At 68.1% G+C, this 12,048-nt stretch carries 13 protein-coding genes and 1 tRNA gene; 3 read left to right on the top strand and 11 right to left on the bottom strand.

Annotated elements, in window-relative coordinates; translation table 11 throughout:
• Positions 1–15 precede the first annotated feature (15 nt).
• From RM543_RS13020 to RM543_RS12995, 6 genes are all read right to left on the bottom strand, one after another.
• On the bottom strand, positions 16–1,401 hold the full coding sequence (locus RM543_RS13020) for a DNA-packaging protein (RefSeq protein WP_311692319.1): 1,386 nt from the start codon (positions 1,399–1,401) through the stop codon (positions 16–18).
• The gene (locus RM543_RS13015) at positions 1,283–1,645 is read right to left on the bottom strand and encodes a hypothetical protein (protein WP_311692317.1); all 363 of its coding nucleotides are present in this window, start codon (positions 1,643–1,645) and stop codon (positions 1,283–1,285) included. Before RM543_RS13015 ends, RM543_RS13020 begins: the two co-directional genes overlap by 119 nt.
• A 201-nt stretch (positions 1,646–1,846) precedes the next feature.
• Positions 1,847–3,007 (bottom strand): endolytic transglycosylase MltG, encoded by a 1,161-nt coding sequence (gene mltG / locus RM543_RS13010; protein WP_311692315.1) that lies wholly within the window; start codon positions 3,005–3,007, stop codon positions 1,847–1,849.
• Positions 3,007–4,266 (bottom strand): beta-ketoacyl-ACP synthase II, encoded by a 1,260-nt coding sequence (gene fabF, locus RM543_RS13005; RefSeq protein ID WP_311692313.1) that lies wholly within the window; start codon positions 4,264–4,266, stop codon positions 3,007–3,009. Before fabF ends, mltG begins: the two co-directional genes overlap by 1 nt.
• Positions 4,267–4,373: 107 nt before the next feature.
• Positions 4,374–4,847 (bottom strand): DNA starvation/stationary phase protection protein Dps, encoded by a 474-nt coding sequence (gene dps / locus RM543_RS13000; RefSeq protein ID WP_311692311.1) that lies wholly within the window; start codon positions 4,845–4,847, stop codon positions 4,374–4,376.
• Positions 4,848–5,038: 191 nt separating this feature from the next.
• Positions 5,039–5,275 (bottom strand): acyl carrier protein, encoded by a 237-nt coding sequence (locus RM543_RS12995; RefSeq protein ID WP_116084133.1) that lies wholly within the window; start codon positions 5,273–5,275, stop codon positions 5,039–5,041.
• Positions 5,276–5,564: 289 nt separating this feature from the next.
• On the opposite strand from RM543_RS12995, the gene RM543_RS12990 reads away from it, so the two are divergent.
• From RM543_RS12990 to RM543_RS12980, 3 genes are all read left to right on the top strand, one after another.
• The gene (locus RM543_RS12990) at positions 5,565–6,782 is read left to right on the top strand and encodes a glycosyltransferase (protein WP_311692308.1); all 1,218 of its coding nucleotides are present in this window, start codon (positions 5,565–5,567) and stop codon (positions 6,780–6,782) included.
• A 143-nt stretch (positions 6,783–6,925) separates the two neighbouring features.
• Positions 6,926–7,002 (top strand) — tRNA-Pro (locus RM543_RS12985).
• 56 nt (positions 7,003–7,058) lie between these two features.
• Entirely contained in the window at positions 7,059–8,150 is a 1,092-nt protein-coding gene (locus tag RM543_RS12980) for a 2'-deoxycytidine 5'-triphosphate deaminase (RefSeq protein WP_311692307.1), read from the top strand.
• A gap of 4 nt (positions 8,151–8,154) precedes the next feature.
• Here RM543_RS12980 and RM543_RS12975 read toward each other — a convergent pair whose 3' ends face one another.
• Genes RM543_RS12975 through RM543_RS12955 form a run of 5 tightly spaced genes read right to left on the bottom strand, consistent with a single transcriptional unit; the run spans position 8,155 to position 12,032 of the window.
• On the bottom strand, positions 8,155–9,318 hold the full coding sequence (locus tag RM543_RS12975; RefSeq protein WP_311692306.1) for an MFS transporter: 1,164 nt from the start codon (positions 9,316–9,318) through the stop codon (positions 8,155–8,157).
• Between the two features lie 10 nt (positions 9,319–9,328).
• Positions 9,329–9,550, bottom strand: coding sequence for a hypothetical protein (locus RM543_RS12970; RefSeq protein ID WP_311692305.1), 222 nt, complete (start codon positions 9,548–9,550; stop codon positions 9,329–9,331).
• The gene (scpB, locus tag RM543_RS12965; RefSeq protein ID WP_311692303.1) at positions 9,547–10,191 is read right to left on the bottom strand and encodes an SMC-Scp complex subunit ScpB; all 645 of its coding nucleotides are present in this window, start codon (positions 10,189–10,191) and stop codon (positions 9,547–9,549) included. The genes RM543_RS12970 and scpB overlap by 4 nt, the downstream gene beginning before the upstream one ends.
• On the bottom strand, positions 10,181–11,032 hold the full coding sequence (locus tag RM543_RS12960) for a segregation and condensation protein A (RefSeq protein WP_311692301.1): 852 nt from the start codon (positions 11,030–11,032) through the stop codon (positions 10,181–10,183). The genes scpB and RM543_RS12960 overlap by 11 nt, the downstream gene beginning before the upstream one ends.
• Positions 11,025–12,032: a glycoside hydrolase family 3 N-terminal domain-containing protein gene (locus RM543_RS12955; RefSeq protein WP_311692300.1), complete on the bottom strand. Its 1,008-nt coding sequence runs from the start codon at positions 12,030–12,032 to the stop codon at positions 11,025–11,027. Before RM543_RS12955 ends, RM543_RS12960 begins: the two co-directional genes overlap by 8 nt.
• Between the last annotated feature and the right edge of the window lie 16 nt (positions 12,033–12,048).

The following is a 12,048-nucleotide window of genomic DNA, read 5'->3' as shown; positions in this document are numbered from 1 at the left end:
TGGCTTGAGGGTCGCTCACAGCGTGCGGATGAGTGGCCTCGACCGGTCGGACGCCGGCCGGATCAAAAGCTCGTGGATCGCCCAGACCAGCGCATCGAGCCGGTCCGGGCTGCCACTGCCCTCCCAGCCCTCGACCGACATCCGCGCCATCTGGTCCTCGAGCTCCGTGAACTGTCCGACATGGTACACGCGCCCCTGCTCGTAGAGCGCCGCGACCGGTTCGGCTCTCGCGCTCTTGCCACGGCTGGCGTGAACGGCCCGGAACGGCAGCAGCGGATCGATCCCGTGCATCACGGTTCTCACCATGTCCCCGCCCTGGTTCACCTCCGCCACCAGCCTGTCGGCGCAATGGCGGCGGAACGCCGCGATGGCGGCGACGGCCCAGCCGGTGGGCGTCTTGCCCTTGACCGTGCAATCCTCCAGCACGAAGGCGCGCCACGTCTGCGGCGGACCCTGCATCTGGACGCCGGCGACGATGATCCCGCAGGCATCGGACCCCGGCCCGCTGCCCGCCGGGGGATCCACCGCAACAACGATCCGGTCGAGATCGGGCGCCTTCGACATCCGCGCCGCGTCGAGCCCCGCATGCGACCAGAGCGCCCCTTCCACCTCCTCAAGAAGCTGCCCGTCAAGCTCCTGACGGCCGAGCCGCGTGCCTGCGTAACGCCGCTCGATCTCCGCCATGAAGGAACTTGCAAGGTACGCCGCGTTCGCCGAGGTCGGTGCGTGGGTCAACACGGTCGAGTCGCGTTTCAGAATGTCCCGCAGGACCGGGACGCTTCGCGGTGTCGTGGTCACGCATTGCCGAGGATCCTCCCCCAGCCGAAGCGCGAATTGCAGCATGTCCCAGGCTTCCTCGGCGCGCTTCCACTTCGCGAGCTCGTCCACCCAGGCCCCGTCGAATTGCGGCCCCCGCAACGCTTCGGGGTCATGCGCCGAATAGGCCGTCGCCGTCGCGCCGTTTGGCCAGACGAGACGTCGCCGCCCAGCCTCCCAGACCGGCTCCCGGTCATGCGGCGAACACGCGAATATCCCGCTCTCGCCCAACACCATGACATCCCGGACCTGGTCGAAGGTTTCACCGATCAGCGCGATGCGCCGGCATCGCCCCGGCGTTTGGGGCTCCGCCCCCTCGACCTGAGCGCGCACCCATTCCGCGCCCGCCCGCGTCTTTCCCGCCCCCCGGCCTCCGAGAATGACCCATGTTTTCCAGTCCCCCGGTGGCGGCAACTGATGCTCATGTGCCCAGAATTCGAAGACCCACGGCAGTCCGCAGACTGCCTCATCGCTCAGGCTCTCTAGAAACGCCGCTTCCAGGGCGCTCTCCTTTGAGGCGATCCAGGCGGCGCCCGATCTCCTCTCTGACGTCCGCGAGGTCGACTGTTCCGCAGGTCGCTTCATTCATGCCACCCTTGCTTCGAGTATCTTTCGCCGCCGTGTATCGCGCCAGTTCATCCAGCAATCCGGCAGCCCGCCTGATCTCGGCGATCGCGCTGCCGAGCCGGCGTGCGCGATCCGTATTCCCCGCGTCGATTTCGCGAACGATCTCCGTCAGTTCCTTCGCATGGCTCCTGAACCGGATCGACGCACGAGCGAGTTCTTCGGCCGGATCTTCCGATCCGCCGGTCCCCTCGTCGATATCCAATGAGAAAGCTCCCCTTTTGAAAGCGCCGGAGGACGTGTGCAACAACGAAAAAAGCGGCGAGACCGTTTCCGGTCTGCCGCTTGCCCATGTCTTCCAGCTTGCCTTTGTTCTACCTAAGGGCGTTCGCAAAGTCAAGCACAATCTGAACGTGTGCACGGGGGCACCGTACGGTGCCCCCCGTGATCGCCCGCGAACCCGGGATCAGTTCGCCGTCCGCTCGGCCTCGACCTGCCGCCAGCGCGCCACGTTCTCGTTGTGCTCGGCCAGCGTCTCCGCAAAGGCGTGCCCGCCGGTACCGTCGGCGACGAAGAACACGTAATCGGTGCTCGCCGGGTCCAGCGCCGCCGCGATGCTTTCGCGGCCCGGATTGGCGATCGGCGTCGGTGGCAGCCCTTCGATCACGTAGGTGTTGTAAGGCGTCGCCCGGTCCAGTTCGCTCCGGCGAAGTCCGCGCCCAAGCGCGCCCTCGCCCTCCGTGATCCCGTAGATCACGGTCGGGTCGGTCTGCAAGCGCATCCCCCGCTCGAGCCGGTTGACGAACACGCTCGCCACCTGGCGCCGCTCTTCGGGCACGCCGGTTTCCTTCTCGATGATCGACGCGAGGATCATCGCCTCTTCCGGCGTCTCGAGCGGAAGGCCGTCCACCCGCTCCTGCCACAACTCTTCGAGGATCGTCGCCTGACGCGCCTGCATCGACGCCACGAGTTCACCGCGATCGGTTCCCGGCTGAACCTCGTAGCTGTACGGAGCGAGCGAGCCTTCCGGCGGCACGTCTCCGCTCTCCCCGCCCAGGAAATCGGCTCGCTTCAGCGCGTCGATCACCTGCCAGCTCGTCGCCCCTTCGGCCACCGTCACCCGGAACCGCGTGCCGGTGGCATTCGCCGCCTCGGTATATTCCGCCGGCGTCTCGACGCCTTCGGCCCCGGGGATGAAGTCGGCGACTTCCTCGTAGCGCTGCGTCTCGGGGTCGAGTTCGCGCACGATCATGTCCGCTTCCAACACGCCGATCCGGAAGTTGATCTCCGTGCCGCAGGTCGACCGCCCGCTCTCCGTCACCGCCATGGCGATCTGCTCCATCGAGGCGCCCGGCTCGATCAGGAAGCTGCCGGCCTTCAGAAGGCCTGACCGTTCGGTATAGTTCGCACCCATCCGGAACAGCGATGCGCTCGCCACCGCGCCCTGCTCCGCCAGGTTGTTGCTGACACGCAGCATGGAGGAACCCGGGGGCACCTCGACGCAAATCGCCTGGGTCAGCGGCCCCTCGGAGGTCCAGGAGGATTTCGCCCAGGCGATGGCGCCCGCAACGGCGAGCAGCAGGATGACGAAGATCGTCAAAGCATTGGAGGCGATGGCTCTGCTCATCAGCTCGCGCGTCCCATCACGAGGCTGGCATTGGTCCCGCCGAAGCCGAAGCTGTTGGACAGGACAGTGTCGATCGTCCGCGTCCGCGCCTCATTGGGGACGAGGTCGATGGCGCTTTCGACGGCGGGCGTTTCGAGGTTGATCGTCGGCGGCGCGATGCCGTCCCGGATCGCAAGGATGCAGAAGATCGCCTCCACGGCGCCCGCGGCCCCGAGAAGATGGCCGATGGCGCTTTTCGTGGAGGACATGGAAGTCGCCCCCGCCGCATCGCCAAGCATCCGTTCGACCGCGCCGAGCTCGATCACGTCAGCCATGGTACTGGTGCCGTGAGCGTTGATGTAGTTGATGGCGGAGGGCTCTAGGCCAGCGCTTCGCAGCGCCGCCCGCATGGACCGCTCCGCCCCGTCCCCGGTCTCGGACGGCGCGGTGATATGGTAGGCATCGCCCGACATGCCGTAGCCCAGGATCTCGGCATGGATCGTCGCGCCCCGAGCCTTGGCATGCTCGTATTCCTCGAGCACCACGACACCCGCCCCCTCGCCCATCACGAAGCCGTCACGGCCCGCATCATAGGGGCGGCTGGCCTTCTCGGGCTCGTCCGCCCGCTTGGTGGAAAGCGCCTTGCAGGCGTTGAAGCCGGCGATCCCGATCTCGCTGATGGGGCTTTCCGCGCCGCCGGCCACCATCACGTCGGCATCGCCGAGCATGATCAGCCGCGCCGCGTCGCCGATGGCATGCGCACCGGTCGAACAAGCAGTCACGACCGCATGGTTCGGGCCCTTGAACCCGTACCGTATGGAGACCTGGCCGCTGATGAGGTTGATCAGAGCGCCCGGGATGAAGAACGGGGAGACGCGCCGCGCGCCCTTCTCCTTGATCAGGACCGCCGTGTCGGCAATCGAATTCAGGCCGCCGATACCGGATCCGATCATCACGCCGGTGCGCTCCCGGTCCTCGTCGGTCTCGGGGGTCCAACCGGACGCCTCGACCGCCTGCTGCGCCGCCGCCATGCCGTAAAGGATGAAATCGTCGACCTTCCGACGCTCCTTGGAGGACATCCAGTCATCGGGGTTGAAGGAGCCGTCCGAGCCGTCGCCATGGGGAATTTCGCAGGCGTAGGTCGTCGCGAGATGGCTGGCGTCGAACCGGGTGATCGGGCCCGCTCCGGACTGCCCCTTGAGAAGCCGCGTCCACGTCTCCTCGACGCCGCAGGCCAGGGGGGTCACCATGCCCAGTCCCGTCACAACTACTCGCCGCATAAGCTCTGCCCCTCTCGGTCTTTATCGGTGATCCGAATACAGGACAGGGGCCGTGATCGGCAAGGCCCGGCGGCGGTCCGCCGCCGGACGTGATCGTGCCCCGGGAATCAGGGGCGTTTGATATGCGCTTCGATGAACCACATGTCCTTGTCGATCTGGCGGGACACCTCGGTCAGCAGATCCTCGGAATCGTCCTCGCCCGCTTCGGAGCAGGTGTCGATCCCCTCGCGGATCACACCGCCCACATAGGAGAAGCGATCCGACAGAGCCTCGACATGGTCGAGCACATCCACGAGATCCGTCGGATACGGCGTCATGCCGACGCCTTCGGCCGTCGTCTCCAGCGTACCCTTCGCGACGCCGCCGAGAATCTGGATCCGCTCGGCGATGGTGTCGGAGGATTCGTGGGTCCGGTCGTAGATGGCATCGAGCAGCTCGTGCACGCCGATGAACTGCGGGCCCTTCATGTTCCAGTGCGCCTGCTTGAGCGCGAGCTTGAGAGCGATGACCTCGGTGAGGCTCGTCTGAAGCGTCTCGATGGCGGTCTTGATGGCGTTGTCGTTCAGTCCCTTCACGGGCATTGCGGTACTCCTTCCACAGGCAAGTCTTGACGGTGGAACGAGCCGGCGCCGCGAGGGTTCCGCCACCCCTGCGCATCGCCGCGTCACCGGGGTGGCGGGGAGCGACGTAAGCGAAGCGCGGAAACGAAAAACGGCGCCCCCGGAGGAGCGCCGCCAATTGCAGCCGGAGGCCCCGAAGGGCCGGCCTGATCTTACTGGGCTTCCTTGATGAAGCGCACGGCATCGCCGAAGGTCTGGATCGTCTCGGCGGCGTCGTCCGGAATCTCGATGCCGAACTCTTCCTCGAACGCCATGACAAGCTCGACAGTGTCGAGGCTGTCGGCGCCAAGGTCGTCGATGAAGGAGGCGCTCTCGGTCACCTTCTCTTCTTCCACGCTCAGGTGCTCGACCACGATCTTGCGCACGCGATCCGCGATGTCGTCGCTCATGTCATTTCCTCGTATCAGGCGGGACATCTGCCCCTGGGATGGTCCGTCCGCCGCGAGGGCGGGTCTCTGGCGCCGTACCCGTGAGCGCGGGCGGTCGTCAATATCTACTTCCCCGAAACCCGAAGGTGTCAGGGTGCGCATCCCGATAGCATACCCGGTTTCCGATGCAAACGCTTTGTGCCCGACTTCGCCGGATGCGGCCCGGGCCCGGATCCCCCGGGGCGGAACCCGCCTTCCCCATGGCCGTTCGCATCCGCAAGAGGGACGAGGATCCGCCATGAACACCCCGATGACAGAGCAAAGTGCCGGACCGGGCGACGCACGCCCCCTGCGCATCGCCCTTCTTGCACATCTGCGCCATCCCATCGCTCCGCCCTTCATGGGCGGCATGGAGGCCCATTCCTGGCACCTGTGCCGCGCACTCATCGCACGCGGCCACGATGTGACCCTCTTCGCCTCGGGGGACAGCGACCCCGCTCTGCCCCTCTCGGCGATCTGTGACGTCCATTACGATGCCGTCCTGCCCTGGCGCGACCACCACGGCACGGACCGCCTGAACGCGTGGCTGGATGACGCCCATGCCGCTGCGCTGGTTCAGATCGGGGCCGGCAGCTTCGACGTCGTCCACAACAACGGCCTGCATCGCTACCCGCCCCGCTGGGCGCGTGTCACGCGTCACCCGATGGTGACCTCGCTCCACGTGCCGCCCTTCAACCCGCTGGATCGCGTCGCCAGGGATTCGGGCGCGCCCTTCGCCCCCTTCACGATCACCTCGGAGGTCCAGTCGGGGCGCTACTGGCCGGACGGAATGCCGGACTGGGCGCATGTGGTCCCGAACGGGATCGATCCCGCGGACTGGCCCTACTCCCCTGAAGGAGACGGCACCGCAGTCTGGTTCGGCCGCATCGCGCCCAACAAGGGCCCCCATCTCGCGGCCGAGGCCGCCCGCATCGCGCGCATCCCGCTCACCCTCTTCGGCGCGATCGAGGACCCGGACTACTTCGAGAGCGCCATCCGCCCCCGTCTCGGAGACGCCGTGCACTATGGCGGCCACCTGAGCGGCGCGGATCTCGCGCGGAGGATCGGCCGCGCCTCGGTGTGCCTCGCCACACCTCTCTGGGACGAGCCCTTCGGCCTGACGGCCATCGAATCCCTCGCTTGCGGCACACCGGTCGCCGCAACGGATATGGGCGCCATGCGCGAGGTTCTCGGCCCCTGCGGCACCTTTGCCCCTCCGGACGATCCCGCCGCCCTCGCCTCCGCCATGAAGGCCGCCGCCGGGATCGACCGCGCCGCCTGCCGCGCCCGCGTCGAGGAGCGCTTTACCGCGGCGGCGATGACGGGCGCCTACGAGCGCCTCTATCGCTCCGCGATTGCCGCCCGCCACGACGATTGGCCGGACGCCACCTTCCCTCCTCGCGAGCTTCGCCCCTCCCTCGCAGTGCGGCGCGGGATGGCCACCCGCCGGGGCGCTGCCCCGGACCCCGGGGTATTTGCAGAAAAGTGAAACGGGCAAACCGCCCTGCCCCTCGGCTCCTCCCGAGGATTTCCATGCGGTGGAGCGACGCCCCATCACGCCGCGGAAAGGCGCAGGACCCACCGGAATTCACGCTTGCGCTCCCCGGCAAAATCGCTATCACGGCTCGGCGTCGGGCTATGGCGCAGCCTGGTAGCGCGTCCGTCTGGGGGACGGAAGGTCGCAGGTTCGAGTCCTGCTAGCCCGACCAATTCGAACGCCCGCGCCGCAAGGCGGCGGGCGTTTCGCTTTCGGGGGAGGCGGCGCATGACGATCTCTGGCGGCACGGGCGTCCTGCCGGCACAGGCCATCGAGGCGATGGCGGCGCGCCACGAGATCCGCGCGCCGGAGCCTTTCGCGGACGGTCAGATCCAGCCCGCCAGCCTTGATCTGCGCCTCGGAACCCGCGCCTTTCGCGTCCGCGCGTCCTTCCTGCCCGGACGCGGACGCAGCGTCGCGGAGCGGCTGGCCGACTTCACCATGCACGAGATGGACCTGACCGGCGGCGCGATCCTGGAGAAGGGATGCGTCTACGTCGTTCCCCTGATGGAGAGCCTGTCCCTTCCCCCCGGCCTGTCCGCCGTCACCAACGCGAAGAGCTCGACCGGCCGTCTCGACCTTCTCACCCGAACCATCGCCGATAGCGGCACCGAGTTCGACCGGGTGCCCGAAGACTATACCGGTCCGCTCTACGCCGAGATCTGTCCCCGCTCCTTCTCCGTCCTCGCAACGCCCGGACTTCGCCTCAACCAGATCCGCTTCCGGCGCGGCGAGGCAAAGCTGGGTGACGACGCTTTGCGCGCCCTTCATGCGTCCGACCGTCTCGTGACCGGCGAGGCGACCATCGACGAGGGCCTAGCCTTCTCGGTCGACCTTTCTCCGGAGGCAGGCGAGATTTCCGGCTGGCGCGCCAAGCCCCATGCCGGGGTGATCGACCTGTCCCGGACGGGCGCCTACGACGCCTCGGACTTCTGGGAACCGGTCCGCTCCGATCGAGGCGGGATCATCCTCGATCCGGGCGCCTTCTATATCCTCGTCTCCCGCGAGGCGGTGCACATTCCGCCCGGCTACGCCGCGGAGATGGCACCCTACATCGCCATGGTGGGCGAATTCCGCGTGCATTATGCCGGCTTCTTCGATCCGGGCTTCGGTCATGCCGCCGCTGGCGGCGCCGGCGCGCGCGGCGTGCTCGAGGTCCGCTGCCACGAGAGCCCCTTCGCGCTCGAGCACGGTCAAGTCGTCGGGCGACTGATCTACGAACGCATGACAGAGCCGCCACGGACGCTCTACGGCTCCGGCATCGCGTCGAACTACCAGGGCCAGGGCCTGAAGCTTTCCAAGCACTTCCGGCCGGCCTGAGACCTCACCGGGTCGGCGACAGCCGCCCCGCCAAGCCGATCATCAGCAGCGCCAGCACGGCCAGGAGACCGAGCGCCACGCGCAGCGATGTCAGCCCCGCAATGGCGCCGAGAAGCGGCGGCCCCATGAGCATCGCGCCATAGCCCAGCGTCGCCACTGCCGCGAGGCCCCGCCCGGGGGAAACCTCGGGATCGTTCGCCGCGCGGGAATAGACCAGCGGCACCACGACGGCATAGCCCACGCCCAGAAGCGCGAAGCCGGCAAGGATCGGGGCCACGCTCGACGACGACACGGTCAGGAGCGCGCCACAGAGCGCCGCGATCCCGGACAGGCGAGCGGCACGCACCGCCCCGAGCATTGCCGTGATGCGATCCCCGAAGAGGCGAAGCGTCACCATCACCACCGAATAGGTCGCGTAGCCGAGCGCCGCGACGCCCTCGCCTGCCCCCGCACTTTCCACGAGATAGACCGCGCTCCAATCCGCCATCGCGCCCTCGCCGACGGAACCTGCGAGCGCGATCAGGCCGACGGCGAAGAGCGGGCCGGTCGGAAAGACGAAAAGCGGCGTTCCCTTCTGTGAGCGGACGGCCTCTGCCTCCCATGGCACGAACGACATCGAGAGGCAGAGGACGGCGAGGGCGAGGCCCGCGATCCAGAAATGCGAACCGGGCCCGAGGCCCATCTCGACGGCGCCGTAGCCGGACGCCGCGCCGAGCCCTGCCCCGACCGACCAGAGCGCATGGAAGGAGGACATCATCGGCCGGCGCGCCCGCCGCTCCACCTCCGCGGCAAAGGCGTTCATCGAGACGTCGAGCCCGCCATGGCCCGCCCCGAAGACCAGAAGGACAAGGCCGAGCGTCCAGACGTTCGGCATCAGCGGAAGAGCCAGAAGGGCGGCGACATACATCGCGCCGAGCCAGCGGGACACGGGAACGGCACCGATGGAGTCGGAGGCGCGCCCGGCAACGGGAAAGGACAGGATCGCCCCGATTCCCATGCACAGTAGCAAAAGGCCAAGGATTGAGGGACTGAGCTCGTGCCGCGCCACGAATGCCGGCACGCGGGAGGCCCAGATCCCGAACAGCCCCCCATTGAGCAAAAAGAAGGCTGAAACGGCAACGCGCGGCGTGCGCAGGCGCGCCACGAGGCTGGCTGTCAGGTCGGTCATATCGATAGGGTCAGAAGCGGCCGAAGCGCCTGAAGACGCGCATCGCCTGCTGCGCCCCCTTGCCCACCGATTTTTGTTGCTGCTTCCGGCGCTGCGCCTGCGCGCGCTCCTCGGGGGTCATGTCCGCGTTCGGGCGTTCGGACCCCTTGCCCATCTTTCGGATCCCGTGGCGGACACCCTGATTCACGCCCTGACGGATCAGCGTACGGACGATCATGTTGACGATGCTCATGTCTGCTCTCCCTGCTCGAACATCTCGGATTGTCCCGCGTCCTTGCCCGACTCATCGTCCGCGCCGCCCGGCATCGGACGACTGTCCAGAAGCCCCGCGGCGCGCAGCTCCTTGAGGCCTGGAAGATCCCTGGAACTCTCCAGCCCGAAATGATCCAGAAACTCCGTCGTGACAACATAGGTCACGGGTCGGCCCGGTGTCTCGCGCCGCTTCCCGAACCGGATCCATTCCAGTTCCATGAGCTGGTCCACGGTTCCGCGGGAGACGGACACGCCGCGGATCTCCTCGATCTCCGCCCGCGTCACCGGCTGGTGGTAGGCGACGATCGCCAGCGTCTCGATCGCCGCGCGGGAGAGCTTGCGGGTATCCGTCGTTTCGCGCCGCATCAGAAACCCCAGATCCGGCGCCGTCCGCAGGGCCCAGGCCTCCCCCACACGGACGAGATGGACGCCCCGCCCCTCGTAGAGCTCCCGCAGCCGCCGAAGCGCGGCGGCGCTGTCCGAGCCATGGGGCAGACGGGCGTTCAACTCGGCAACGGTCACCGGCTCGGCGGAGGCGAAGAGAACGGCCTCGACCATGCGGTCCTGCTCGGCCTCGGCCGGTGCCTCGAACAGCTCCTCTTCCAGCATTTCATCGCTCATCGTGGCCCTCCGACCGTCTGATCTGAATGGGGGCGAACGTCTCCGTCTGCCGCAGGGAGATCCGTCCCGCCTTCGCCAGTTCCAGCGACGCGGCAAACGTCGCCGCCGTGGCGGAGCGGCGCCGGGCGGGCTCGCTCTCCCAGCCGTCCGGAAGGTAGGACAGAAGGTCCGTCCACTCGCCCGCGAAGCCCACGAGGCCCCTTAGCCGGTCCAGCGCCTCTTCCATCGTGTAGACGCTTTCGCGGTCCATGACATAGGGCCGGAACTCGTCCCGGGTGCGGATCCGGGCATAGGCGCGCATCAGGTCCATCAGGCTCGCCGTGTACCGGACGTTGCGAACGCGCTCCACGGTTTCTGGCACGCCGCGCGCGAAAAAGTCCTGCCCCTTGCGGTCCCGCCCCATGAGGCGGGCGGCGGCGTCCCGCATCGCCTGCAGGCGCTCGAGCTGAAAGGCGAGATGCGCCGCGAGATCCTCGCCGGACGGCTCCTCGGCCTTAGGATCGGGCGGCAGAAGCAGGTGCGACTTGAGAAAGGCGAGCCAGGCGGCCATCACGAGATAGTCCGCGGCCAGCTCGATCCTGAGGCGCTTGGCTTCCTCGACGAAGGCGAGATACTGGCGTGCGAGTTGCAGCACCGAGACCTTGCGCAGATCGACTTTCTGCGTCCGGCCGAGCATGAGCAGGACGTCAAGCGGGCCCTCGAACCCGTCCACGTCGACGATGAGCGCCTCGGCTGCGACGCGCTCGGCGACGCTCTGCGCCTCGTCCGCGTCGCCTGCGGCGTCCTCGCGAGCGGCCTCGACGTCACGGCCGCCGACGAGGCGCACGGGCGTCTCAGCCATCGCCGGCCATCCCGCCGAGCGCGCGGAGTTCCTCCTCCGCCTCGGCGATGTCCAGATCCTCCGGCGCGCGCCTGGCGGCAATCGCCGCATCGGCCCGCCGCGCTGCCGCTCCCCAGAGGGTGCCGGAGCCGGCCACAACCTGCTCCATCTCCGCCATTTCGCCATTGCAATGCAGGACCACGTCGCAGCCCGCCGCGATGCTGTCCTCGGCCCGCGCTACCATCGGCCCGTGCAGCGCCTGCATGGAAATGTCGTCGGTCATCAGAAGGCCCTCGATCCCGATCCCGTCGCGGATATGGCGGATCATGCGGGGCGAGGTGGTCGCAGGACGATCCGCGTCGAAGGCGGAATAGACGATATGCGCCGTCATCGCGAGCGGCAGGTCCCCGAGCGGGCGGAAGGCGGCAAAGTCCCGCGCTTCCAGCTCGTCCTTGCTCGCCCGGACGACGGGCAGTTCCAGGTGGCTGTCCGCCCGCGCGCGGCCGTGGCCCGGAACGTGCTTGAGAACCGGCAGGACGCCGCCCGCCATCAGCCCCTCGGCGACAGCCCGCGCCCGACGCGCCACGACGCCCGGCTCGACGCCGTAGCACCGGTTCTTCAGGAAAAGATGCGTGGCCTCTTCGGCCACGTCGGCCATCGGCGCGCAATTGGCGTCGATCCCGACATCCCGAAGCTCGGCGGCGATGAGGCGATAGCGCAGGAACAGTGCGCGGGCCGCGTCCGACGCCGCCTCGGCATGATCGAGTGGCGCAGGCCAGGCCCGGCCGAGCGGCGGCGCAAGACGGTGGACGCGCCCGCCCTCCTGATCGATCAGGATCGGCGCCTCGCGCCCCACCGCCTCCCTCAGGTCGCCGCAGAGCGCACGGAGCTGCTCTGCGTCGCCCACATTTCGGGAAAAGAGGATGAAGCCCCAGGGAGCCGCCTCCCGGAAAAAGGCGGCCTCCGCTTTCGAGAGCTGCTGGCCTGCGCAGCCGAGGATGGTGGCGCCGGTCTCACTCACGACGAGGCGAACCCGG

The organism is Tropicimonas omnivorans, from assembly GCF_031846565.1.
Classification (GTDB): domain Bacteria; phylum Pseudomonadota; class Alphaproteobacteria; order Rhodobacterales; family Rhodobacteraceae; genus Tropicimonas_B; species Tropicimonas_B omnivorans.
The sequence above is the reverse complement of the archived record's forward strand: the minus strand, read 5'-3'. Positions and strand labels throughout refer to the sequence as shown.